Genomic DNA, 25,204 nt, shown 5'->3' on the forward strand with positions numbered 1-25,204 from the left:
TTGTTTAATTACAGCCACAGCCACCTCCAGATTTGCCTCCATTTGCACCTGCAGCTGCTTCTCTGTAAGATTGAAAAGCAGATTTATAACGATCCAGGTCTCTTTCTGATAATGACATGTCCGGATCGTTAAGCTGTATTTTTTCGTATTCTTTTACACTCTTGCAGGACGCAAGCAATAGCAAAAGCACACCTATTTTTAAAATATTAATTTTCATACGTATTTATTTTGATTCCTTTTGAATTTATGACGTTTCCTCCTTGGGTGATGATGATGCATTCCACATCTGGGAGTTGATTAATGAGGTATACTCCAGCATCAGCTCCCATCACCGAAATACTTGTGGCAAGGGCATCAGCCAGTTCGGCTTTGGGTGCAAACACACTTACGCTTAGTGTCCCTTTCGTAGGTTTACCCGTTCTTGGATCTATGATGTGTGAATACACTTCATCATCAATTTTGATGAATTTTTCGTAGTTGCCCGAAGTCACTACCGCTTTATCTCTTAGTTCGAACAACCCATAATTTTTGGTTTGATCTAAAGGGTTAGTGATTGCCACTTTCCAGGCTTTGCCGCCAGGCTGTGTTCCCCAAGCAGACATATCTCCCGAAGCATTGATGATGCCGCCGGTAACTCCTTTACCTTGAAGCAGTGCTTTGACTTTATCTGCTGCATAACCTTTACCAATAGCACCAAAACCTATTTTCATTTCCTTTTGGCTTAGAAAAATCTGCGAAGTCTCCTCATTGATTTTTATGTTCTCAAAGCCAACATTCCTCACCGAATTTTCTAAGGTCTGTTGATCAGGCCAAGTGTGATTTTTTTTATCAAAATTCCAAATGCGATCTACCGCTGCATAGCTTATGTCGAAAGCGCCATCTGTAAGCCTGGAAATAGCGATACTGCGCTGAATGAGGCTAAATAGTTCTGCATCAACTTTTATGAACTTAATCCCTGCATTCTTATTGATTTCTGAAGTTTGTGAGGTACTTTTCCAAGAAGAAATGAGATTCTCAATACGATCTATTTCATCAATAGCTAAGTCTATAAACTCATCAGCTTCATTCTGAGAGTTAGCAACGACTGTGATGTCAAATTTGCTGCCCATTTTACTAAAGTCCCGTTTGTAAATGGACTGACTTTGGGCATCAATAAACGCCATCAGGAAAATGATAAAATAAAAACTAGTCTTCATAAATAGCAGTTATATACTCTTCTGGAGATAGGTTTTTATAACCAAGTTTATGGATGACTTTACCATTAGCATTCATCAAAACCACCAAAGGGAAATACCCTTCAGTATTATACTGCTCTGCGAGTTTTGTGTTTTTTAATTCCTGTTCTTTAGGAAGTCTATTGTTTTTCCGTTTGGGGAAATCTGCTCTTAGAAGGACTAAGTTGTCGTTGGCATGGTTTTGAAATGCTTCAGTTTGCCAAATTTGCTGATCCAATTTGATGCAAGGGGCGCACCAATCCGATCCTGAAAACACAAGTAAAATTTGTTTTTGTTCTTCTTTTGCTTGCTTTTTTGCGTGTTCAAAATCCAGTTCCCAGTTTTGAGAAAAGCTCAAACTCGATATTAAGCAAAAGACAATAATCCAAAGGCGTTTCATAAGTGATGTTATTTCTTTACAAAATAACGCCACTTAAAGCCTCGTAATTTATTTCTTGCTGTTTCTTAAGCCAAACTTAAGTTACTGCTGTTTAGGGATGTGGAGTGTAAAAGTCGTTTGTTGATCTACGGCTACCGTAATGCTATAGCCCATTAATTTTGCAGCTTTGGATGCCAAAGCCAAACCTATACCGTGGCCTTTTTCTGTCGTGTTTTTAGACCTGTAGAAAACTTCAAAAATCGAATGGAGTTCCTCCTCTTTCAAATCACCTCCCGTATTTGAAATAGAGAGAAGAATTTCTGTATTCTTTTCAAATACATCTATACTTATGATTTGGTTGGGTAATGAATATTTAACGGCGTTAGACACAAGATTGTCTAATATGATTTTGAAAAAATGAAGATTAGATTCAATTACTAATGATTTTAATTGATTATTGACCCTTACCTTTAGTTTCTTCTCTTTAATGGATATTTTGTAAAGCTTAATTTTAAAATTGATGAGGTCGATCAGGTCAAATTCTTCTTTATTCAAATGTTTAGCATCTTCGTCAAATCTGGCAAGTATCAGTAAATTATCAAGAGCCACATTCATCCGGTCTATTCTCTCAATAGATTCCTCAATGGTTTCTTCATACTCTTCAGGAGTTCTTTTTTTTCTGATCAAAACTTCCAAATTCCCTTTAATAGCTGTGAGCGGGGTTCTTAATTGATGTGAAGCGTTGGATGTAAATTGCTTTTCTTTTTCAATAGATTCATGAATTCTATCCAAAAATTTATTGATACTTCTGGAAAGCACGCTTAGTTCATCATTACCTTTAATTTCTTTCACCCTTAAATTCAAATTTTTGGCTGAAATAATCCCGACTGTATCTGCAACTTTAGTCAGCGGTCGAATAGTGATTTTGGAAATGAATCGAGATCCAAAAAAGGTAATGAGTAACAAGATAGGATAAATTGCTATCAGATTTTGTTTCAGATTTTGTAAAACCGCTTGAGTATCCTCTATGGAAACGGCAATAGCAAGTTGGCCATAGTCTTTATCATTTTTTATAAGTTCTACTTGTATTTGGCGCAAAGGTTTATCTGAAGCAGAAGTATTGAATATCTTTTCTGGATCTTTAAAAGTTTGGTTTACAATACTTTCACTCTTCAAGTTATCAGACTTTACAAGCAGTTTCCCTTCTGTATTCACCAATTCAATGTAAATAGGATATACTTCAATTTCCAAGTGTTCTCTTTCTAGAAGCTCTTCCGGATACGCAAAATAAACCGTATCTTTTTCAAAAAGAAGTTCGTTGTAGTGTTTGGTAGCTTCAAATTCCAGCTTTTCATCGATTTCGCTGTAAGATAAAATCTTAAGACTTTGGTAGATAGCAATAAAAACAAGCAGCGACAGCACAGCCACCGAAAGGGTAGATATAAATGCGATTCTATTTTTGATGGATAAATTCATTCCTCTGCTATAAAACCTGCTCCTCGAATGGTTTTAATCAATTGATTTTTGTCGAGATTTAACTTCTTTCGCAACGCATTCATGTGTACATCCAGGACACTTGTATCGTATTCAAAATGAATATCCCAAACGTCTTCGATGATTTTTTGTCGGCTACAGACTTGTCCTTTATTCCTGATGAGATAACACAGCATTTGGTATTCTTTGTCAGTTAAATTTACCTCTACATCATCCCGATACACCAAATGTTTGGCAGTATCTAATTTCAAAAAACCCAATTCCAGAACTTCTCCAATTTTATAATGTGCTTTTAAGTGGATTTCAATACGAGCCAACAACTCAGAAAAGTGAAACGGCTTTTTGATGTAGTCATTCGCTCCCGATTTCAAGCCTTCAATAGTATTTTCTACACTATCCTTGGCCGTCAAAAAGATGATGGGAAACCTAAAACTCTTAGACCTCAGTATTTTGCAAGCTTCCAGGCCATTTACCTCTGGCATCATCCAATCTAAAAGCGCTAAATCTACGTGATGTTTTTCTACATAATCCACAGCTTCTTGTCCATTCTTCACAGCCTTCACTTGAAAGCCTTCCTCAAATAAACCTTGTTTTATAAATTTTGCAATTTCTGTCTCGTCCTCAGCTATAAGTATCGTAAAGTCTGCGTTATTCATTATTTTTCGCTTTTTTTAATGATCATGACCACCGCTTGCCCCATCGAAGATATCAAAACCACCTTTGATTAAAAATTGATCATCTGTTGCTATTTCATCTTCATTTAAAATCGGCTGAAATCCATTCTGTGGATCTGAGGTCTTCACCAAAACAGGCTCAAAAGTGTAATCTCCGTTGGCGTCTTCAATTAATTTTAAAACATACTGCTTATTATTTTTTTCAACAAAGGCGGTTTGAGGTAAAGCTAAGTGTTTTCTAGGATTGTCATTAAAGAATGCTTCCACATACATCCCTACCGCAAAATTCTGGTTATCATCATCGGGGTGAGCATGAACTTTTACCGTCCTGTTCGAGCTTATCTCTGCACCAACCAACTTCACGTGCGCCATAAATTCCTCATCGGTTTGTTCCGGCAGCTTAAAGGTAAGTGGCTGTTCTTCTTTAACTTTCATAATATCTTTTTCAAACACATCGAGTTCCAAATGTACGTGGTCAGTGTCCAGAATTTCCATCATCCTCATGGACTTATTCACAAACGTACCCTGAGAAATATTTAGCTTAGAAATCTTTCCAGATAAAGGCGCATAGATATGAATTTCAGAATTCAAATTTCCCTTTCTGACTTTGTCCAAAGGCACATTCATCAATTGCAAGGTTTTCTCCAGTCCAGAAACACTCGCCTTGGTCGTCAAATAATCACTTTTCGCTTTTTGAAATACCTTTTCAGAAATTACCAGATCCTCCAGTAAATTCTTTTTTCTGTTAAATTCAGATTCCAAATATTCCAGTTGAGAAAGATTTTCCAGATAAGTTTGCTGAAGCTTAATAAACTCTGGATTTTCCAAAGTCACTAGCAAATCTCCTTTTTTTACTCTATCCCCAATCAATAAAGTGGTTTTGCTCACATAACCTTCAAAAAACGAACTTACAGAAGCTCTGTTTTCCGGGGGAACATCTATCATTCCCGTTACACGAAAGCGATTTGAAAATTCGATTGTATCCACAGTGCCGAGTTCAAAATCTCCGTTTTCAAATTGAGTTTTGGTCAGAATGATTTGATTTTCATTGACTTTAGTCTCTTTTTTTTCTTCTGAATTTGATTCGTTGGAATTACAGCTTAGAACAAATAAGCTTAAACTGAGCAGGAAATATATATAAGGCGTCTTCATTTTAGTTAATTTAGAGTGAGATAATTCAGTGAGATAATGGTAACATTAAAGTCTATAAGTTGCTGTAAATACTCCAGCTTGATCTGTTGAGCTGTTTCCAGACTTTGTACAAATCTGAAGAAATCAATTTCCCCATTCTTAAAAGATAAATTGGCTGTTTTGAAAATTTCATCGGCCACCTTAAGTTGACCGTTTTCGTAAGTGGCTAAAGTTTGATCTTGGCTGGAAAGTGAATTGATAAGCGTTCTTTGTTTTTGCTCCAGTTGGATTTTGGTTTCTTGCTGAGCTACAGCCATCATTTCATTTTCTAATTGTCGAGCTTTAATTTTAGATCGATTTCCAAAAAATAACAAGGGAATATTCAGTCCTATTTGATAGCCTTCAAAGTTTTTGTCGATGCTGGAATTGCTTCGTATAAAGTAACTAGCACTTATTCCAGGTAACAATTCATTTTTAGCGAGTTGTTCACTTCGTTTTGCCTGTTGAGTCTGCAATTCACTTAATATGAAATCGGGTAAATTTTCAATACTGTTCAGATTGTTTAAAGTAAGCCGGTGCGGAGTTTCCCCTTCAATAGTAAGTTCCACGTCAGACTGAACAATGGTTCTTATTTGATTGGAGGCATTCACAAGCTCATTCCTGATTTTTACAAGCTGTGCTTCAATTTGCTTTTGTTTGGACTGGGCAGTTATTTTTTCCAGATAGGAAGATTCCCCTTCTTCAAATTTTCGCCTGGCCATTCTGGAAAAATCTTTATAAATGCTATCCAGATAGCTGTAAATCTGAAGTCGCTCTTTAATAATCGAATATTCCATATAACTGATTTCGAGATTTTTCAGCTTCATTCTCTCATCAATTGAATAATTGGTTGCAGCAAGTTCTGTAGTCACTTTATTCAATTTCAACCGGCTGTTATAAACCGTGGGAAAATCAAAATTTTGAATAATTCCCCACTGATATAAGGGGCGACTAGCAATCGGGTCAGCTTCAGATTCATCATAATTTTGATAAATCTGCGCTTTATCAAAGGTAAAGGCTTGTCCTTCGGCTGCTTCAGATCTATCTATATTGATTTTGGAAGCATTTAAGCCTTTGTTGTTGGCCAGCATTTCAGCTTTAAGCTTATCCAATTCAGGATTTTGTGCCTGACTTGAAAATAGGCCGCCAAGTCCAAAAAGTAGAACTAAAATTGTGGTTTTTGGCATTTTTATTTTTTTAGATTTTCCTTCAAATATGTAATACAACACAGGCAGGATAATTAGCGTCAGTAGAGTAGAAGTGATAAGTCCGCCAATAACTACAGTAGCTAGCGGTCGCTGTACCTCGGCACCGGCACCTGTAGAAATCGCCATAGGTAGAAATCCAAGGGCTGTAGAACTAGCCGTAAGCAAGACAGCTCTCAATCGGTCAAGTGTGGCTTCTATGATGTTATCTTTATTGAGCTCCCTGTTGTCATTTTGCAGGTCTTTAAAATATTCAACTAAAATGATCCCGTTCAAAACTGCAATCCCAAACAAAGCAATAAACCCAACTCCTGCCGAAATACTAAATGGCATATCTCTTATCCATAGTAAAAAGACACCTCCAACGGCCGAAAAGGGAATGGCTGTAAAAATGAGTAAGGCATCTTTATAATCTCTCAAAGCAAAATAAAGCATGACAAAAATAAGGATAAGCACAATTGGTACAGTGATTTGCAAACGTCTGGTAGCGCTTTGTAGATTTTCAAACTGACCACCGTAAGTCATTGTATAACCCACAGGCAAAGACAAATTGTCTTCCAAGATCAGTTGAATATCTTCAACTACTGAAGCCAAATCGCGATTTCTTACGTTTACACCAACGACGATTCGTCGTTTGGTTTCATCTCTGGAAATCTTGGCAGGCCCTTTTGCGTAGATGATATCGGCGACTTCGCTTAACGGTATTTTGCCAGCGTTTGGCGTATCGATCACCAGGTTTTGAAGATCGGAGATGTCCTCGCGTTTATCTTCCTGAAGTCGAACCACCATATCAAACCGCTTTTCGCCTTCAAACACAACACCTGTTTTTTTACCAGCAAATCCAGCGGCTATAATGTTGTTCAAGTCTTCAATATTCAGTCCGTAGCGTGCAATTTTAGACCTATTAAAATTCACTGCCATTTGTGGTAAGCCAACTATTTTCTCGACAGAAATATCAGCAGCACCTTCTACATCACGAATGAGATTTTGAACTTCATTTCCTTTGTCAGCTAGAATATCTAAGTCTTCTCCAAAGATTTTGATAGCAATATCCGACCGAACTCCTGTGATCAGTTCGTTGAATCTCATTTCGATAGGCTGTGTAAATTCGATTTCCATCCCTGGGATCACGGTTAGCGCTTCTTTGAATTTGTTTGCGAGTTCTTCTTTAGTCTCGGCACTGGTCCATTCATCTTTGGGCTTGAGGCGAATGATGACGTCAGAATCCTGCATAGACATGGGATCGGTTGGCACTTCTGCAGCACCAATTCTACTCACGACCTGTGTCACTTCAGGAAAATTATCCAGAAGTATTTTTTCTATTTCGCTGGTACGTTCAATAGTGCTCGAAAGGGATTTACCAGTTTTAAGAATAGGCTGGATCACAAAATCTCCCTCATCTAGTGTAGGTACAAATTCACCACCCATTTTAGTAAATGTAAACACAGCTAATGCCACAATGATCAAGGCAGAAATTACAACAGCTTTTGTATGATTTAAAGCCCAGCTAACTGAGGGGATATAAGCTTTTTTAACCTTATCTAAAATTTTAGTTGAGATATTTTTAGCTTTCAACTTTTTAGGGTTTAAGAATAGGCTACAAGCTACGGGAATCCAGGTTAGACATAAAAACATAGCTCCAATAAGCGCAAAGCCAAAGGTTAACGCCATTGGCCTAAACATTTTTCCTTCAACCCCTGAAAGAGAGACAATAGGAATAAAAACTATCAAAATAATAAGTTGTCCAAAAATGGCAGAATTCATCATTTTAGAAGCGCCTTTTGCGGCGATTACATTTTTTTCTGAAGTATAATCAGTTCCTGTTAAAGCTTTAAATCTCTCCGATTTCTGTAACATTTTGAAGGCAACAAACTCCACGATAATTACCGCTCCATCTATAATAATTCCAAAGTCAAGCGCGCCAAGACTCATCAGGTTGGCATCGATGTTGAAAATATACATCAAGCTTATAGCAATAAGAAAACTAAGTGGGATAACAGAGGAAATGATCAGTCCAGATCTTATGTCTCCAATGAGTAAAGTCACAATAAAAGCAACGACCAGAAATCCTAAAATTAAATTTTCAGCTATTGTGGAGGTGGTTTTACCTATCAATTCACTTCTATCTAGAAACCCATTGATATAAACACCTTCAGGTAAACTTTCTTCAATTTGTTGGAGTCGTTCTTTTACAGCCGTAATCACAGCTTTGGAATCAGCATCCTTGAGCATCATGATTTGTCCAAGTACTTTTTCGCCTTCACCATTTCCAGTGATAGCTCCAAAACGTCTGGCGAATCCGAATCCTACTTCTGCCACATCTCCAATGAGGATGGGAATACCATTTCTATTTTCAACGCTTATATTTCGGATGTCTTCCAGGCTTTTTACAAGTCCGTTACCACGGATGAAATAGGCTTGTTCTTCTTTTTCAATGTAGCTTCCTCCGGCAATACTATTATTTTTTTCTAAAGCTGTAAATACCTGTTGAATACTGATGTTGCTGGCTTGTAGTTTTTCAGAAGAAATAGCAACTTCGTATTCTTTAAGGAATCCACCCCAGGTATTGATTTCAACAATACCAGGAATGCCAGAAAGTTGGCGTTTTACAATCCAGTCCTGGATACTTCTGAGCTCCATGACGCTAAACTCATCTTCATAGCCGGGTTTGGTTTCCAGTGTATATTGATAAATTTCTCCTAAACCTGTGGTAATAGGTCCCATAGTTGGAGTGCCAAAATTTTTAGGAATGGTTTCTTCAATATTTTTTAGTTTTTCCGCTAAAACTTGGCGGGGAAGATAGGTGCCCATATCATCTTCAAAAATGACAGTGACTACTGACAGACCAAATTTAGACACCGACCGGATTTCTTTTACTCCAGGCAAATTGGACATTTCCAATTCAACGGGATATGTGATAAATTGTTCCACATCTATGGTCGATAGGCTTCTGGAGGTAGTAATGACTTGAACTTGGTTGTTGGTAATATCTGGAACAGCACCGACGGATATGTTGGTCAAACTGTAAATGCCAAAGCCTACAATAAAGCTTAGCATTAGTATGATGAAGAATTTAGACTTTAAACTAAATTCAATGACTTTAGTTAACATGTATATTGAATTTGAATGATGATAAAAAGGAAATTAAATCGTCATTAAAGCCTTTGGTGGCTTAAGAATATCAGTAGAATGTAAGGTTGAAAAGCAATCTTTATAATTGAAATTTCTAGTTGATAAAATTTCAATATGAATTGGGAGAAAATGAACTAATTCTGGTGTGGTAAAATAAATCGTGCTCGCAAATGAAATTAAATCCTGGAAAGGTAAATTTTCATGTTCTTTATGCTCATCAGAATGGGCTTCTTTCTGGCTGCCATAATGCAAATCTAAAAATTCATTGAATGAATTTTTGTAGTCTGTTTTATGGAATTGATAATGGTCTATTAAATTATAAAAACTGGATATATTACTGGTATTCATACCAAAGGACTGAATAGTAAACAAAAGAATAAATAGGTATGAAAAGATTTTACTCATAATGACAAATGTAGCTAATTTTTAAAAGGTCTGTCTTAATTTAAGCTTAAGTATAAAATTGATACCAATCTATTCAAATTCAGATCAGTTTTCAATAAGTGAATGAACACTGGCTTTTTTTTGATAAACCCAACTTATGCTCTTCAATTTCATTAATAATCACGTTTCATACATTTAATATCTATCCAGAAGTACTTATCCTTAAAGTCATGCTAAAGTTATTTGTAAATTTTTATTTAAAAAAATAAGACATGGTTGGAATTGCTTAATTTTGTATCTAAATTTTATAATTTGAAATACTTTTTCTTAATATTCTCTTTTCTCATAGTAACTAATTTAATGTTTTCCCAGGAAGGAAAAAAAATTGACTTCACTAGCGATAGGAGTCGTGTAGATCAGGAAAATTATCCAGATGCTTTTGTTTTATCAAAAGTAAAAAATCAAGTATATTTTATTCATGAAGGTATTGAAGTGTGGTGTGATAGGGCGATCTTTTACCAGATGGATTCTTTTTTCAGAGCTTTTGGAAATGTAAGAATGAAGCAGGGCGATACCATCAATATGACAAGTAAGTACGCTGAATATAATGGTAATACCCAGTTCGCATTTGCTAGTGAAGACGTGGTTTTAACCACACCAAGTAATAAGCTAACCACAGATTCTTTGTTTTTTAACAGGGTTAAGCAAGAAGCCTTTTACCGCAGCGGTGGGAAAGTTCAGGATTCTGCATCGACCATTACCAGCATAAGGGGAAGATATTTTATGAATCAAGAAAAATTTTCTTTTAAACAGAATGTAAAAGTCAGAAATCCAGAATATGATATTGATTCTGAAAATTTAGATTTTTATTCTGAAGAAGGTCATGCTTATTTATACGGACCTTCCACAATTACCAGCGAAACAAGTGTTGTTTATTGTGAGCGTGGTTTTTATGATACAAGAAATGACAACGGGTTTTTTGTAAAAAATTCCAAAGTTGATTATGAAAATCGAAAACTAGAAGGCGACAGTATATTTTTTGACAGACCTAGTGGATTTGCTTCAGCTACCAATAATATAAAGATTACAGATACTATAAACCAGTCGCTTATTACTGGTCATTATGCAGAGGTGTTCAGAAAAAAGGATTCTTTATTTATAACTAAAAATCCAATAGTAGCTATCAAACAGGAGAAAGATTCTGTTTACCTGGCTAGTGATACATTGCTCGTGACCGGCGAAGTAGATAATAGAGATATAAGAGCTTATTATGACGCGAGAATATTCAAATTTGATCTGAGCGGCAAAGCTGACTCCATTCACAGTAGTGAAAAAACCGGATTGACCAAACTGATAAGAAATCCAGTTTTATGGTCTGGAGAGAGTCAAATCACTGGAGATACTATACATCTAATTAGCAATACTGAAACTGAAAAACTAGATTCTCTTAGAGTTTTTGAAAATTCCTTTATGATTCAAAAAGATTCTATCGAAGGTTATAATCAAATCAAGGGAAAGGAACTTTACGGACTTTTTGAAAACAATGAGATCTATGAGGTGGATATCATTAAAAACACAGAATCTTTGTTTTATGTAAGAGATGATAGTTCCGATCTTGTAGGAATTGATAAATCCCTATCGGCAAAAATCAAAATTCTCCTGGAAGAGCAAGAGATTCTTGATGTGACTTATTACAATAATGTGGATTCAAAGACTTTTCCAAGTTCTCAATTTCCAGAAAACTCCAAAGAATTGAAAGGCTTCAGTTGGCGAGGAGAAGAAAGGCTTACAAGCAAAGCTGATTTATTAAAAGGTAGGGAGCGACCAGTTTTACCTAAAATAAAGGGAATAAAAGATCCAGAAATTTATGAGGATTTTTTTGAAGGTATGGATGAATTAAATTCAAATTCTAATTTGAAAAATTCCACTCTGAAAAATATTAAAGAAAATACTCCACCAAAAGCACTTGAGAAATCACCAAAGCCTAAAACTATAAAACCAATTGATGAAGAGTGATTTTTTAGAATATCAGGCTCAAACGACTCCTCATCCTCTTGGTATGGAAGTGAGTCATGCTGAGGGATCTTTTATATATACAACCGACGGTAAACAATACTTAGATTTTGTTGCTGGAGTATCAGCCTGCGGTCTTGGTCATAGGCATCCATTAGTTATTAAAGCGATCAAAGATCAACTCGACAAATACATGCATGTAATGGTGTATGGTGAATATATCCAATCTCCTGCAGTTGATTTTACAAAACTGTTGGCAGAGCATTTGCCAGAACCTTTATCACAGACTTATCTCGTTAATAGTGGAACTGAAGCTATTGATGGAGCAATGAAGTTAGCCAGAAGAGCTACAGGAAGAAGTCAAATTATTGCGGCCAGAAATTGCTATCATGGTAATTCTTATGGAGCTTTAAGTTTAATGGATTATGAAGAACGTATCGCTCCATTTCGACCTTTAGTTGGAGACATCACTCACATTCAGTTTAATACAGAAACCTGCCTAGATGTCATTACAAAAAACACGGCAGCTGTCATCTTGGAAACCATTCAGGGAGGTGCAGGTTTTATTGTACCAAAAACCGATTACCTGAAAAAGATAAAACAACGGTGTGAAAACGTTGGTGCTTTATTAATTCTGGATGAAATTCAGCCAGGATTTGGAAGAACCGGTAAGCTTTTCGGTTTTGAGCATTTTGACATTGTTCCAGATATTTTAGTGATAGGAAAAGCTATGGCCTCTGGTTTGCCTGTTGGAGCTTTTACAGCCTCTAAAACTTTGATGAGTTTACTAAGCGACAAACCAAAACTCGGCCATATTACTACCTTCGGTGGAAACCCTGTAATTGCTTCTGCATGTAAGGCCACTCTGGAAGTTTTGACAACAACGAGCATCATTCAAGATATTGAAAAGAAGGAAAAGTTATTCAGAAAACTACTTTCACATCAGTTGATTACTGAAATAAGAGGGATGGGATTAATGTTAGCTCCAATATTCAAAACCTCGGATATTGCTAATCATTTGGTTTTGGAAGCTAAAGAAAGAGGCCTTATTTTGTTTTGGTTACTTTACGAAAATAAAGCGGTGAGAATATCCCCACCTTTAACTATATCTGAAGAAGAAATAGCCCAAGGCTGTGGCATTATAATTGATATATTGGATTCATATTCAAAATCCAAAATAAGTGAATAACTTGTGGATAACATTTTTAAAAATTCTATTCTTTATTGAGTAAAGACGTTTACCTTAACCTAAAATTAAATCATTTTATATGCAACTAGGATCCTCTCACAACGAAGACTTCGATTTTCCTATAGAGAAATTTGAAATGATGCTAAAAACCAATGAGGTCTTATTTTTTGACGCTGCAGAATTTGAGAATATTATAGGTCATTATATCGATAGTGGAAGGTTAGCATTGGCCAAAAAAGCTATCAAACTTGCATTGGATCAGCACCCAAAATCCGTCAATTTACTTTTGATGAAAGCTGAGCTTTTTACATTTGAAGATAAGTTTGAGAAGGCTATGGAGTTACTAGAGCGCCTTAAAGCTTTAGAGCCCAATAATGAAGAAATTTATATCTTGATTGCGAATATATATTCAAAACAAGATCTTTATTTTGATGCTATTGAAATTTTAAAAGAGGCTCTGGATTTTGCAGACGATCTTATTGAAATACATAGCATAATGGGTATGGAGTATCTATTTCTTGAAGATTTTGAAAATGCCAAAGAAAGTTACATACAATGTCTGGAGAATGATGAAAATGACTATACAGCCCTCTACAATATTATTTATTGTTTCGATTTTTTAGATCAAAATGAAGAAGCTATAGTTTTTCTAAAAGATTTTTTAGATCGCCAACCTTACTGTGAAGTCGCTTGGCATCAATTAGGTAAAATATATTTTGAAAATAAACAATATGAAAAAGCTCTTGAGGCTTTTGATTTTGCGATTATTTCAGATGATTATTTTATTGGAGCTTATCTCGAAAAAGGTAAAGTCTTAGAAAGATTAAGTCGTTACAAAGAAGCAATAGAGTGTTACACATTGACCCTTCAGATAGATGACCCGACTGCTTTTGCTTACTTGAGAATAGGTAAGTGTTTTTTGAAGCTCAATGATCCAGAAAAAGCTCTAAAACATTACAAAAAAGCATTACATGAAGATCCGCTCCTAGATAAAGTATGGTTAGCCCTATCAGACTATCATGTGAAAATCAAGGATTATAAAAAAGCGCTTTACTACATTAATAAGGCTATCAACATAGATGAAGAAAATGTTTTGTACTGGAAGCATTTTGCTATCATCAATTTGGAGTTGGACAATATCAAAGACTCTGCTTTTGGTTTCAAAAAAAGCTTAGAGCTGGGTAATTACGAACTAGAAACTTGGATTACACGTTTGGATATTCTTATCGATCTAAAGCATTTTGAGGATGCACTGCAAACTCTTAAACATGCTGAAGACTTTTTCCCTCACTTTGCAGAATTAGAATACAGATATGCAGGAATTTATTTTGAACTTGGTGAATTAGAAGATTCCAAAGACCACTATGAAAAGGCATTTTTCCTAGATCCTAACTACAGTTATATAATGAAGGATTTGTTTCCAAAGTTTAATTTGGACTGATATACTTAACCAAAGGTGATTAACTTCGGTTCTATCTCAACGTTTTTAAAATTAAATTTTTGAGATATATATTTCAAAGTTTTTGGAGTATAAAAAAAGACATGGGTTGGATCATTGTTGTACCACCAATCTTTAAAGTGATTTTCATCACTATCATCTTTCAAAATACTTGTTTTGCAAAATAGCTTGCCACTAGGCTTAAGTAAATTTCGTAAAAGAGTGAACTCTTTTTTAGGGTTATAAAAATGTTCCATTACTTCGCAACAAATGATAAAATCATAAGTCTTGGATAGATTATCTTCAATGGGCTGAAAAAAAGGATCGTATAAAGCTATTTCTTTAAAACCATCTTCTTCCAGAACTACCGAGGCTACAGGTCCTGTACCACAACCATAATCTATTCCATCTGCAGTTTTTGGAAATTGAGCCTGGATGGCTTTTGTAATTGGACTCACAAAGTTTTGATATCTGGTGTCTTCAACATCGTTGTTATGCTCTTCATATCTGGATTTTTCTGAAGAATAATCGATATATTTTTTTGGATGAAGAAAAACAGAATGACACGTTACACACTTGTAATAGTCTCTTCCTTTTTTACCGATGGAGCAAAAATAATCCGCTATACTGTTGCATAGCGGACATTTATAATTTGATTCTGGTTTGCTTTTACTCATTAAAGCTCTTTGATTTTCTTCAATTTCGTTTTCCACATTTCGAGATCATCTTTTAGCTTGTCTATATTACTATACACTTCTTTTACGAGTGGATTATTTCTATCAGCATCGACTGAGAAAAATTGAAGGTTGTTTTCAAGCTGTTGAAGTTCAGACTTAGTGTCATCAATTTTCTTCCTAAGAAAAGTTTGCTCCTTATAAATTCGTTGAGAATCATCTGACTCTTCGAGATTTTGAAGCCTGTTCTGATATTTCATCAACTCTGCATCCGTCTTACTAATGTCAATTCTCTTGAAAATTTGGTCCAGTGCTCTGTTAAATTTATTTTCAACGTAGCGCTTGTTGGTTGGTACCATTCCAACTTCATTCCACTTAGAAATATAAGATTTTACAAGTGCAATTGTTTTGTCTTCATCATCACTGATCTTTTCATCTTTGAGTTTTTGGATGAGCTCTCTTTTCTGGTTGAAAGCTTTCATTTCCTCATTATCTTCATTGTTCTTATTGGCATGGAACCTGTCAAAATAATGATTGCACGCTGATTTGAATTGCTTCCAGATTTTATCAGAATCCTTTCTAGGGACATGACCAATTTTTTTCCAGTCGTTTTGGATCTTCTTCATCAATGGAGTAGTGGTCTTGAAATCATCACTATCCTTATGTTCTTCTGCAATTTTTATAAGTTCTTTTTTCTTTTCAAGATTTTCGTATTGCTCAGTTTTTAGATCCTTATAAAAATCATTTTTATTTTTATTGAATTCTCGAGTCGCTTTTCTGAAGGCATCCCAGGTTGCGTCTTGTTTTTGTCTTGGAACACTTCCAGCTTTGAAAAACAGATCTCTTAATTTGTTTACATTTTTAATACGTTCTTGAGCATCTTTATGCTGAGTGATTTTGCTTTCAGTTAGTTTCTGAATTTGCTCAATAATTTCCAACTTAACTTTCAGATTTTCTTCACGCTTTTCATCTAGCTTTTCAAAATGTGCTTGGCGCTTATCATGAATGAGTCTTGTAGCTTCGCTAAATTTCTCCCAAATCTCATCTCTGAACTCTCTAGCTACAGGCCCTAGTTCCTCCTTCCACATTTTGTGGAGTAACTGCAACTCACGGAAAGCTCTATTGACATCGTTTTCCTGAGTCAATTCTTCAGCACGATTGATGATCTTGATTTTTTGATCCAAGTTATGTTTGAAATCCATATCCCGGAACTCTCGATCCAAATGTAAGAAGTCATAAAAGCGCTCAATGTGGTGGTGGTAATTGTTCCATACTGAACTGTAATCGTTTCTTGGAACAGGTCCTGCATTTTTCCAACGCTCTTGAAGCTCTTTAAACTGCTTGAAACTTGAGTTCATACTTTCTCCAGAGCCTATCATATTCTTCAACTCTTCTATGATACCAAGTCGGGTTTTTAGATTTGAACTTAGGTTTTTCTTAAGTTGAGAGTAATGTTGATCTCTTTTTTCTCGGTAGTCAAAATAAATGCTATTGAAGTTTTTCTTGACAGTTGAGGAGTAGTGAAAATCTATAATATTTCCGCCTTCAGCTATAAACTCCTCTTTCTTTTCCTCAACTATGTCATTAAACTTTTTGTCAAACTCAATTTTAATATTATTAACGTGATCTTTGATGGATTGAACCTTCTCTCTTTTCACAAGGCTTTCAAGTTCAAGTACAAGTTCATCCAGAGACATGGCATGATAATCCTTCATTTCTATCTCATGTCTTCTGGCCACATCCTTGTCTTCGCTGTCCTCAGCATTAGCCTCGTCAATATCCTGATCTTTCACCTCTGGATTGTCTTCAGAATTTTCCTCATCTTGACCAGAAGATGGTACTTCTTTTTCCTCTCCCTTAGAAACTTCTTTAGTTTCATCTGTTGACTCTTCATCTAAAGAAGTTTCAGCAGATTTTTTTTCAGAATTTTCTATAGTTTCTGAAGCACTTCTCACTTTTTTCCCCTTTTCTGAATTTGCTTCAGTAACAGAAGATGTTTTTTCTTGTTTTGGAGTTTCTGTAGAGCTCTCTTCTGAAATGTCTTCAACTGGTTTTGAGACGTTTTCTTCGTTTATATCCCTAGGATCTTTCTGTTCTGACATGTCTTTCAATGTTAAGGTTCTTAAATTCGTTGAAATATAACAACAACCTGGCTACCTCACAAAAAATTGAATGAAATTCGTCTATAAATCAGCTTTAAAAGCCTTAACTCAACTTTAACGGCATCGGATTAAACTGAGCAGGAAACTTCAAGTCTTAAAAGAGAACTAAAACTAAAATAAGTGTATAAAAAGATAATGATCATACTTGCTTTCCTTCCTATAGTTGGATTTGCTCAGAAGTATGAATTAACGGGAAAAGTTATAGATGATTCAATGGATTTTCCACTGGAATACGCATCAATTTCAGCCAAAAGTATCGAGGATGGCAGTGTTGTGAACGGTGGAGTAACTAATAGAGATGGGGTTTTCTCAATCAAACTAGAGAAGGGAACCTATAATCTTGAAATTGAATATATATCTTTTGAAGTGAAAAGGATGAATAATTTTACCATCGATAAAGACACTAATCTTGGAACTATAAGGCTAGGTGCTAAAGCTGGGGAGCTTGATGAGGTCACAGTTGTAGCTGAAACTACACAAGTAGAAGTAAGACTCGATAAGAAAATTTATAACGTTGGTAAAGATCTAACAACTTCCGGAGGGACCGTTAGTGATGCTTTGGGTAATGTACCATCAGTAACAGTAGATATCGATGGAGCAATAAGCTTACGTGGTAATGAAAATGTAAGAATTTTGATTAATGGAAAACCATCTTCAGTGGCAGGTTTCGGGGATCAGGACGTGTTCCAACAGCTGCCAGCAGATGCAATTGAATCGGTTGAGGTCATCACTAGCCCATCAGCCAGATACGATGCGGAAGGTTCAGCAGGAATTATCAATATTATTCTCAAAAGAGAAAAGACACTAGGTTTCAACGGTTCATTGAGAGGAACTTTAGGCGATCCTAAAAATACAGGTGCTTTTGCAGATTTAAATTTAAGAACAGACAAGTTCAATATATTTACCAGTTTAGGATACACGGATCGAACAAGACCTGGTAATGCTTTTTCCGATACTCAGTACTTAGATCCTGATGATGATGATTTTAGCAGAGTTATTGAAGATCGGGAGTATGATAGAAATGGTCAAAATTATAATATTAATGCTGGGGTGGAATACTTTATAGATGATATGTCCTCCATTACCGCTAGTTTCTTTGGACGATTAGGTGATGATCGTGACGTAACTACCAATTTGAATGATAGATTTGTTTTAGACTCAACAAATACTGAAATTTTCGATAGTAATACAATAAGAATAGAGGATGAGCTAGAAGAGGACGAGCGTTTTCAATATGCAATAAATTATGAAAAGCGATTTGATAAAGAAAACAGAGATCATAAACTAACTGCAGATTTGCAGTATTCAAATAGCGATGAAACTAAAACAGCTATAATTAATGAAGACCAATTGTCACCAGTGGACTCAGTAGTCGCTTTTCAAGATGTGTTAGAAACTGAATTTAGGGAAAGTTTTCTAGTTCAAGCGGATTATGTTTTACCTTTTGGCGATGCTCAATTTGAAGCCGGCTTTAGAGGAGATTATTCAGATCAAAATCAAAGATTTTTGGTAGATAGACTCGTAGAAGGCGAAGTAACACCAAATGCTGATATTTCTAGTGATTTTGATTTTCAACAAAATATTACGGCAGTCTATACTCAATATGGCGATAAAGTCGGTAAATTTTCATATTTGCTAGGATTGCGCTATGAGCAAACTCAATTGATTGGTACTACCACACCCTTATTTCCAGATGATGTTTCATCTCCAGACCTCTTAGATGATTTAGATTTTGATAAAAATTTTGGCGGTTTTTTTCCCACAGTAAATCTAGTTTATGAATTAGGAGATGATGAGAATGTAACTTTAGGTTACAATAGGCGAATTAATCGACCAAGAAGCTGGTTTTTAAATCCTTTTCCTTCTCAGTCGAGTCGGGTGAATGTATTTCAAGGAAACCCAAATCTAAATCCTTCTTTCGCCAGTGCATTTGACTTGGGCTATTTAAAACGATGGGAAAAATTAACTCTTACAAGTTCTGTTTATTTTCAGAGAGAAACAGATGCTTTTGAAAGAATACGAAGAGATTCTGGAAGAAGGACTGAAGGCGATAATATACAAATTATCGAAAATATACCTATTAATTTAGCTACAGAAGAACGCTATGGAGCTGAAGTTGGTGTGCTTTATAACCCTACCAAATGGTTGAGAACTAATTTGAGTTTTAATTATTTTAGATTTGAAAGTGAAGGTGATTTTGAAGGTACGCCGTTTGGAGCCACTAATGAAAGTTATTTTGGACGCTTCAGTTCTAATATCATTTTGCCATGGAAAATACAATGGCAAACCAATGCCTTCTACAGAGGGCCAAGAGAGAATGCTCAAACAAAAACCGACCCTATTGCATCTGTGGATATGGGCTTAAGTAAAGATTTTTTGAAAGATGATAACTTGACGGTGTCTTTAAATGTCAGAGATTTATTTAATTCGAGAAGAAGAGATCAATTTACTGTAGCACCCACATTTATAGATGACAGTTCATTCCAGTGGAGGGTGAGACAGGTCACGGCAACAGTGGTCTATAGATTTAATCAACAGAAAAGAGATCAGAGACGCGGAGGAGATGAAGATTATGGGGATGGTGAATTTGGTGCTCAGTAAAGCATAACCACTAAATAAATAAAAAAGGCAGGAAATAATTTATTTCCTGCCTTTTTTGTTTAAAAACATATGTTGATTTAGTCGTCTTTCTTTTTCTTACTGTCTTTGATTTCTTTTAAACGTTCAATCAACGAACCCCCAATCCAATACGGGATAATTGCCGTTAAAAAAATCAATAACCAAAAACCTATGGTTAAGATGAGTAAAAAAAGTAAAAACCCTAAATATTGATCAAATTCGAACATCAGATTAAATTTTGTTTCTGCAAAGATAATTAAACAATGAAATACAAGCTCCTATTTCTTTAAAATAATTCTTCAGAAAGTTGACTTTAAAGTTTACTCAATTTAATATTTCTTAAATTTGACAAACAAAAATTCATACTATGTCTTACAGAATAGAAAAAGATACCATAGGCGATGTTCAGGTTCCTGCCGATAAATTATGGGCTGCCCAAACTGAGCGTTCGAGAAATAATTTTAAAATTGGACCACAGGCTTCTATGCCTTTAGAAATCATCTACGGATTTGCTTATTTAAAGAAAGCTGCAGCATTTACAAATGCAGAATTAGGAGTTCTTGAAGAAGAAAAAAGAGATTTGATTGCTCAGGTTTGTGATGAAATCTTGGAAGGAAAACATGATGATCAGTTTCCATTAGTCATCTGGCAAACAGGTTCTGGAACTCAAAGCAATATGAATGTGAATGAAGTGATTTCAAATAGAATTCACCAATTGCAAGGCCATGAATTAGGAAAAGGCGACAAGTTCGTCTCTCCAAACGATGATGTCAACAAATCTCAATCTTCCAATGATACATTTCCTACAGGAATGCATATTGCGATTTATAAAAAAATCGTAGAAGTTACTATTCCAGGGGTTTCACAACTTAGAGATCAACTTCAGAATAAAGCTAAAGCTTTTAAAGATGTAGTTAAAATAGGAAGAACACATTTCATGGATGCGACTCCATTGACCTTAGGTCAGGAGTTTAGCGGCTATGTTTCACAATTGAATCACGGACTAAAAGCTTTAGAAAACACTTTACCTCATTTACAAGAATTAGCTTTGGGTGGAACAGCAGTCGGAACTGGACTCAACACTCCAGAAGGATATGCTGATAAAGTCGCACAATACATTGCAGAATTCACTAATCTTCCATTTGTCTCTGCTGAAAATAAATTTGAAGCACTTGCTGCTCATGACGCCTTGGTAGAAACTCACGGCGCATTAAAGCAACTAGCCGTATCATTGAATAAAATTGGAAACGATATCAGAATGCTGTCTTCCGGACCACGAAGCGGGATAGGTGAAATTACCATTCCGGCCAATGAACCAGGTTCCTCGATCATGCCAGGAAAAGTGAATCCGACTCAATGTGAAGCGTTGACGATGGTTTGTGCTCAGGTTATGGGAAATGATGTAGCCATTGGAGTAGGAGGTATGCAAGGTCAATTTGAACTGAATGTCTTCAAACCTGTGATGGCTGCGAATATTTTGCAGTCTGCAGAATTAATTGGTGATGCCTGTGTGTCTTTTGATGAAAACTGCGCTGCTGGCATTGATCCAAATCAAGAACGTATTGATGAATTGTTGAGAAATTCATTGATGTTGGTTACTGCTTTAAATACGAAAATAGGATACTACAAAGCAGCAGAAATTGCCAATACTGCTCATAAAAACGGAACAACTTTAAGACAAGAAGCCGTTAGGTTAGGTTATACTACTGAAGAAGAATTTGACAAATGGGTAAGACCAGAGGACATGACTAATTCCTAATTGAGTTATCTAAATGTATTTAAAAAGCTGGTTTGAAAATCTTTTTCAAACCAGCTTTTTTATTTGGAATAACCCTCTAGAATGGCTTCAGCAGAAAAACCATCAAGCTTGCCATATCTGTGAATGCAAACATTAACTGGTAAAGGTTTTAAGACTCCCTCCAAACCCTCATAATAATGAATGTCTTTTTTCAAAGTCACTGTTTCATCAGGTTTGTTTTCTGGAGTATGACTTTCAGGGATGATGAGTAAAAAGCTTAAGTTTTTATAAGCTTCCAACCAGTTTTTAAGGATGGAATCTACTTTAGACATTATTTCGGTTGTGAAAGGTGGATCCAGGCACCAATCACCTGGGTTTTCTGGCTTACTTAGATTGAAAAAGCTTCCACCACTTCCAAATATACTATCGGTATCTTCAAATAAACTATAAAACTGGGCTTCTGATTTTCCTAATACCCGAGCATTGAAGGGGGATGCAAAACCTTCATTTCTTATTCCCCACTCATAAAATAAATCATATACCTTTTGGGGTGGGCCGATGTGTCTGGTTTCAGCATAGATGGAACCATATCTTAAAGCTGATCTCAAAATGGCATTTGTTGCTTTAGCCTCATCAGATTTGGACTCCACATAATTGAAAGCTTTGTCGATATATTGGTTTCGTTTCAATTTGAAATTGCCGATTTCAAACAGATTGGTGTCAATTTTTGCTTCCTTAGGAGTTTCAATAGTTTCAAAGTAAGTTTTTGAAGCATCCTTAATCAATTGAAAACAGTGCTGTGTCTCAATCTCAGTCAGAATTAAATTCGCATATCCAAATCCTGACTTTATCGAATCATAGTCAACTTTCAAAAATAAATCCTGACCATAAATTTCATGACTTGGCTGTAAATTCATCAGTGTGTTTTCTAGTCCAGCTTTTACTTCTGATTTATTTCCTTTCACTGATAAATACTGAAAAACATCTTCGAGTATTTTTTGGCTTAATGCCCAATGTTGGTATTCATCTTTAACTTCTGAATTTATTTCAACTGAATTCATGCTTTGTTTTTAAAGTTCAATTTACGAAGGCCTACACTTTACGTGCTTTCAATATTTATTAAAGAATTCCTTTAATATCTTCAGGCGGTCTTCCAATGGCCGCTTTGTCACCGTTGATGACAATCGGGCGTTCAATCAATTTTGGATGTTCATGCATGGCGTCAATTACTTCTGCATCTGAAAGTGATTTTCCTTTGAAGTTTTCTTTCCAGATTTTTTCCTGAGTCCTCACTAAATTCATTGGAGAGATGTTGAGTTTGTCAAGTATAGATTTTAAATCTTCTTTGGAAGGAATTTCTTCTAAATATTTTACGACTTCAAATTTATGTCCGGATTTCTCGAGTATGGCTAAACCTTCTCTGGACTTTTTACATCTTGGGTTATGGTATATTGTAATCATAAGGTATCTGTTTCTTTTTTCTGTCCGCTGCTCATCAGGAAGGTTTTCAAAAAGGAATCAATATGACCATTCATAATATCGTCTACATTTCCACTTTCATGACCTGTTCTCACATCCTTCACAAGCTTGTAGGGATGCATCACATAATTACGAATCTGTGATCCCCATTCTATGCTTTTCTTTTCAGATTCAATTTCTGTTCTTGCTGCTTGTTGTTTTTTTAACTCAATTTCATAAAGTTGAGATTTCAACATTTGCATGGCTTTCTGCCTGTTTTCAAGTTGAGATCTAGTTTCAGAATTATGTATTACAATGCCGCTAGGGTGGTGAGTCAAAATGGCTTTGGTTTCAACTTTGTTGACGTTTTGTCCTCCGGCACCACCAGATCTGGCAAAATCCCAGTTAATGTCAGATGGATTGATGTCGATTTCAATGGTGTCATCTACTAGTGGATACACATAAACTGAAGCAAATGAAGTGTGGCGTTTAGCATTACTGTCAAAGGGAGAAATCCTGACTAATCGATGTACGCCGTTTTCACCTTTCAGCCAACCAAAAGCATATTCCCCCTCAATTTCCAAGGTGACTGTCTTAATTCCAGCCACATCGCCAGATTGGTGATTGAGTTCTCTTACTTTAAATCCTTTTCGTTCAGCCCACATGATGTACATTCTCATTAGCATTTCTGCCCAGTCACAGCTTTCGGTACCACCTGCTCCAGCTGTGATTTGAAGAATTGCTGTGAGCGGGTCACTATCTTCAGAAAGCATGTTTTTGAACTCTAAGTCTTCAATGAGGTCCAGGGCCTCGCTATATCGCTCTTGAATTTCCTCTTCTGACACATCACCTTCTTCATAAAATTCAAACAAAACGTTGACATCTTCTACCTTAAGTTTGGCTTCATCAAAACTTTTGATCCACTGTTTTTCATCATTGATGGCTTGCATCAATTTTTGAGCCTCTTGAGGTTTATCCCAGAAATCTGGAGCAAAGGTTTTTTCTTCTTCGTTGGAAACTTTTACGCGTTTAGCATCTAAGTCAAAGATACTGGTTTAGGGAAGTGATACGCTCGTTAATGGTCTTTATGGAGTCTGAATTGATCATAGTTAGAAGTTTTGTCAAATTTAGAAATTATCTCGGTGGTCATCAATCTAATTATGTTTATTTTCGAATAAAAGTACTTAAATGAAAATTGATTTAAGAAGTGATACAGTGACACGGCCAACCAAAGAGATGTTGGATTATATGATAAATGCAGAAGTTGGCGATGATGTGTACAAAGAAGATCCGTCCGTCAATCAGCTGGAAACGTATCTAGCCGATTTGTTTGGTATGGATGCCGCTTTGTATTTCCCAACAGGATCCATGTCCAACCAGGCTGCCATCAAGCTGCATACGCAACCTGGCGAACAATTGATTTGTGATAAATGGGCTCACGTTTATAATTATGAAGGCGGCGGCGTTTCCTTCAACAGCGGAGTATCCTGCAAACTTGTAGACGGTGATAAGGGTAAAATCACAGCCAATTTGGTTGAAGAAGCCATTAATCCGCCAGATTTTTACCACAGTCCCTTAACCTCCTTGGTGTGTTTGGAAAACACGACCAACAAAGGTGGCGGTGCTTGTTATGACTTAGAAACCATTCGATCTATACGTACAGTCTGCGATAAGCACGGCTTAGGATTACACCTTGATGGTGCCAGACTTTATAATGCCATTGTTGCTAACAACCACGATCCAAAAGATTTCGGGAAAGAATTTGATACGATTTCATTATGTCTATCCAAAGGTCTTGGCGCACCCATGGGCACAGTTTTGATGGGAAATGACGACCTGATGAAAAACGCCATAAGAGTAAGGAAAGTGCTTGGTGGCGGAATGCGACAGGTGGGTTATATGGCTGCTGGGGCCTATTATGCCTTACATCATCATGTCGAGAGATTGAATATTGATCACCAAAGAGCCAAAGATATCGAGAAGGTTTTGAATAAGCATCCGTTGATCAAAGCTGTGGATCACGTTGAAACTAATATTGTTATCTTCAATTTACAGCCACATATAGATGAGGTTAAGTTTATGAGAGATCTCGAAGAAAAAGGTATCCGAATCAGTAATATGGGAAATGGCAAAATGCGATTGGTCACACATTTGGATTACACTCAAGAACAGCATGAGTATTTTCTGGAAACTATCACAAGCATGGAAATGCAAACTGCTTAACTTTTTTGGAGCTTCCCGCACCTAAAAAGGCGCGGTCG

General features: G+C 36.0%; 19 protein-coding genes. 6 read left to right on the forward strand and 13 right to left on the reverse strand.

The genetic code is table 11. From position 1 onward, the window contains the following. Positions 1–4: 4 nt before the first annotated feature. From LB449_RS03925 to LB449_RS03960, 8 genes are all read right to left on the reverse strand, one after another. Positions 5–217 (reverse strand): DUF4266 domain-containing protein, encoded by a 213-nt coding sequence (locus LB449_RS03925; protein ID WP_224453767.1) that lies wholly within the window; start codon positions 215–217, stop codon positions 5–7. Further along, complete coding sequence (locus LB449_RS03930) at positions 207–1,196, reverse strand: FAD:protein FMN transferase (RefSeq protein ID WP_224453768.1); 990 nt, start codon at positions 1,194–1,196, stop codon at positions 207–209. Before LB449_RS03930 ends, LB449_RS03925 begins: the two co-directional genes overlap by 11 nt. Continuing rightward, a complete protein-coding gene (locus LB449_RS03935) occupies positions 1,186–1,614 on the reverse strand; it encodes a thioredoxin family protein (RefSeq protein ID WP_224453769.1) in 429 nt (142 codons plus the stop codon). The genes LB449_RS03930 and LB449_RS03935 overlap by 11 nt, the downstream gene beginning before the upstream one ends. Positions 1,615–1,695: 81 nt before the next feature. Continuing rightward, the gene (locus LB449_RS03940; RefSeq protein ID WP_224453770.1) at positions 1,696–3,069 is read right to left on the reverse strand and encodes a sensor histidine kinase; all 1,374 of its coding nucleotides are present in this window, start codon (positions 3,067–3,069) and stop codon (positions 1,696–1,698) included. After that, positions 3,066–3,743, reverse strand: a complete 678-nt coding sequence (locus tag LB449_RS03945) for a response regulator transcription factor (RefSeq protein WP_224453771.1) — start codon at positions 3,741–3,743, stop codon at positions 3,066–3,068. The genes LB449_RS03940 and LB449_RS03945 overlap by 4 nt, the downstream gene beginning before the upstream one ends. Before the next feature lie 15 nt (positions 3,744–3,758). Continuing rightward, positions 3,759–4,913 (reverse strand): efflux RND transporter periplasmic adaptor subunit, encoded by a 1,155-nt coding sequence (locus LB449_RS03950; protein WP_224453772.1) that lies wholly within the window; start codon positions 4,911–4,913, stop codon positions 3,759–3,761. A 5-nt stretch (positions 4,914–4,918) separates the two neighbouring features. Further along, entirely contained in the window at positions 4,919–9,247 is a 4,329-nt protein-coding gene (locus LB449_RS03955; protein ID WP_224453773.1) for a CusA/CzcA family heavy metal efflux RND transporter, read from the reverse strand. Positions 9,248–9,280: 33 nt separating this feature from the next. Further along, on the reverse strand, positions 9,281–9,673 hold the full coding sequence (locus LB449_RS03960; protein ID WP_224453774.1) for a hypothetical protein: 393 nt from the start codon (positions 9,671–9,673) through the stop codon (positions 9,281–9,283). A gap of 339 nt (positions 9,674–10,012) precedes the next feature. On the opposite strand from LB449_RS03960, the gene LB449_RS03965 reads away from it, so the two are divergent. The 3 genes from LB449_RS03965 to LB449_RS03975 all read left to right on the forward strand — a co-directional run bounded on the left by LB449_RS03965 (position 10,013) and on the right by LB449_RS03975 (position 14,295). Then, positions 10,013–11,668 carry an OstA-like protein gene (locus tag LB449_RS03965; protein ID WP_224453775.1) on the forward strand — a complete coding sequence of 552 codons (1,656 nt, stop codon included), beginning with the start codon at positions 10,013–10,015 and terminating at the stop codon, positions 11,666–11,668. Further along, complete coding sequence (locus LB449_RS03970; RefSeq protein ID WP_224453776.1) at positions 11,658–12,854, forward strand: aspartate aminotransferase family protein; 1,197 nt, start codon at positions 11,658–11,660, stop codon at positions 12,852–12,854. Before LB449_RS03965 ends, LB449_RS03970 begins: the two co-directional genes overlap by 11 nt. A gap of 79 nt (positions 12,855–12,933) precedes the next feature. After that, entirely contained in the window at positions 12,934–14,295 is a 1,362-nt protein-coding gene (locus LB449_RS03975) for a tetratricopeptide repeat protein (protein ID WP_224453777.1), read from the forward strand. A gap of 5 nt (positions 14,296–14,300) precedes the next feature. Here LB449_RS03975 and LB449_RS03980 read toward each other — a convergent pair whose 3' ends face one another. Together LB449_RS03980 and LB449_RS03985 are read right to left on the reverse strand one after the other, a co-directional pair. Next, positions 14,301–14,969, reverse strand: a complete 669-nt coding sequence (locus LB449_RS03980) for a class I SAM-dependent methyltransferase (protein ID WP_224453778.1) — start codon at positions 14,967–14,969, stop codon at positions 14,301–14,303. Then, entirely contained in the window at positions 14,969–17,068 is a 2,100-nt protein-coding gene (locus tag LB449_RS03985) for a DUF349 domain-containing protein (RefSeq protein WP_224453779.1), read from the reverse strand. Before LB449_RS03985 ends, LB449_RS03980 begins: the two co-directional genes overlap by 1 nt. Positions 17,069–17,263: 195 nt before the next feature. On the opposite strand from LB449_RS03985, the gene LB449_RS03990 reads away from it, so the two are divergent. Further along, on the forward strand, positions 17,264–19,729 hold the full coding sequence (locus LB449_RS03990) for a TonB-dependent receptor domain-containing protein (RefSeq protein WP_262901839.1): 2,466 nt from the start codon (positions 17,264–17,266) through the stop codon (positions 19,727–19,729). 385 nt (positions 19,730–20,114) lie between these two features. Further along, on the forward strand, positions 20,115–21,506 hold the full coding sequence (gene fumC / locus LB449_RS03995; protein ID WP_224453781.1) for a class II fumarate hydratase: 1,392 nt from the start codon (positions 20,115–20,117) through the stop codon (positions 21,504–21,506). 59 nt (positions 21,507–21,565) lie between these two features. Here the strand turns inward: fumC and LB449_RS04000 are convergent, their stop codons facing one another. From LB449_RS04000 to prfB, 3 genes are all read right to left on the reverse strand, one after another. Beyond that, positions 21,566–22,546, reverse strand: a complete 981-nt coding sequence (locus LB449_RS04000) for a PCIF1 family methyltransferase (RefSeq protein WP_224453782.1) — start codon at positions 22,544–22,546, stop codon at positions 21,566–21,568. Positions 22,547–22,604: 58 nt separating this feature from the next. Further along, positions 22,605–22,946, reverse strand: a complete 342-nt coding sequence (arsC, locus tag LB449_RS04005) for an arsenate reductase (glutaredoxin) (RefSeq protein WP_224453783.1) — start codon at positions 22,944–22,946, stop codon at positions 22,605–22,607. Further along, positions 22,943–24,050 (reverse strand): peptide chain release factor 2 gene (gene prfB / locus LB449_RS04010; protein ID WP_224453784.1). Its coding sequence is split into 2 segments (ribosomal slippage): positions 22,943–23,986 and positions 23,988–24,050, totalling 1,107 coding nucleotides; the frame shifts between segments, so codons are not numbered across the junction. Before prfB ends, arsC begins: the two co-directional genes overlap by 4 nt. Positions 24,051–24,131: 81 nt before the next feature. Between prfB and LB449_RS04015 the strand changes: the two genes are divergently transcribed. Continuing rightward, a complete protein-coding gene (locus tag LB449_RS04015; protein WP_224453785.1) occupies positions 24,132–25,166 on the forward strand; it encodes a threonine aldolase family protein in 1,035 nt (344 codons plus the stop codon). Positions 25,167–25,204: the final 38 nt, after the last annotated feature.

It is taken from the genome of Psychroflexus lacisalsi (assembly GCF_020164495.1).
GTDB lineage: Bacteria > Bacteroidota > Bacteroidia > Flavobacteriales > Flavobacteriaceae > Psychroflexus > Psychroflexus lacisalsi.

Excerpts from the sequence above, each read along its gene's own strand:
- LB449_RS03925 (WP_224453767.1), bottom strand. The coding sequence starts at position 217 with ATGAAAATTAATATTTTAAAAATAGGTGTGCTTTTGCTATTGCTTGCG.
- LB449_RS03930 (WP_224453768.1), bottom strand. The coding sequence starts at position 1,196 with ATGAAGACTAGTTTTTATTTTATCATTTTCCTGATGGCGTTTATTGAT.
- LB449_RS03935 (WP_224453769.1), bottom strand. The coding sequence starts at position 1,614 with ATGAAACGCCTTTGGATTATTGTCTTTTGCTTAATATCGAGTTTGAGC.
- LB449_RS03940 (WP_224453770.1), bottom strand. The coding sequence starts at position 3,069 with ATGAATTTATCCATCAAAAATAGAATCGCATTTATATCTACCCTTTCG.
- LB449_RS03945 (WP_224453771.1), bottom strand. The coding sequence starts at position 3,743 with ATGAATAACGCAGACTTTACGATACTTATAGCTGAGGACGAGACAGAA.
- LB449_RS03950 (WP_224453772.1), bottom strand. The coding sequence starts at position 4,913 with ATGAAGACGCCTTATATATATTTCCTGCTCAGTTTAAGCTTATTTGTT.
- LB449_RS03955 (WP_224453773.1), bottom strand. The coding sequence starts at position 9,247 with ATGTTAACTAAAGTCATTGAATTTAGTTTAAAGTCTAAATTCTTCATC.
- LB449_RS03960 (WP_224453774.1), bottom strand. The coding sequence starts at position 9,673 with ATGAGTAAAATCTTTTCATACCTATTTATTCTTTTGTTTACTATTCAG.
- LB449_RS03965 (WP_224453775.1), top strand. The coding sequence starts at position 10,013 with ATGTTTTCCCAGGAAGGAAAAAAAATTGACTTCACTAGCGATAGGAGT.
- LB449_RS03970 (WP_224453776.1), top strand. The coding sequence starts at position 11,658 with ATGAAGAGTGATTTTTTAGAATATCAGGCTCAAACGACTCCTCATCCT.
- LB449_RS03975 (WP_224453777.1), top strand. The coding sequence starts at position 12,934 with ATGCAACTAGGATCCTCTCACAACGAAGACTTCGATTTTCCTATAGAG.
- LB449_RS03980 (WP_224453778.1), bottom strand. The coding sequence starts at position 14,969 with ATGAGTAAAAGCAAACCAGAATCAAATTATAAATGTCCGCTATGCAAC.
- LB449_RS03985 (WP_224453779.1), bottom strand. The coding sequence starts at position 17,068 with ATGTCAGAACAGAAAGATCCTAGGGATATAAACGAAGAAAACGTCTCA.
- LB449_RS03990 (WP_262901839.1), top strand. The coding sequence starts at position 17,264 with ATGATCATACTTGCTTTCCTTCCTATAGTTGGATTTGCTCAGAAGTAT.
- fumC (WP_224453781.1), top strand. The coding sequence starts at position 20,115 with ATGTCTTACAGAATAGAAAAAGATACCATAGGCGATGTTCAGGTTCCT.
- LB449_RS04000 (WP_224453782.1), bottom strand. The coding sequence starts at position 22,546 with ATGAATTCAGTTGAAATAAATTCAGAAGTTAAAGATGAATACCAACAT.
- arsC (WP_224453783.1), bottom strand. The coding sequence starts at position 22,946 with ATGATTACAATATACCATAACCCAAGATGTAAAAAGTCCAGAGAAGGT.
- LB449_RS04015 (WP_224453785.1), top strand. The coding sequence starts at position 24,132 with ATGAAAATTGATTTAAGAAGTGATACAGTGACACGGCCAACCAAAGAG.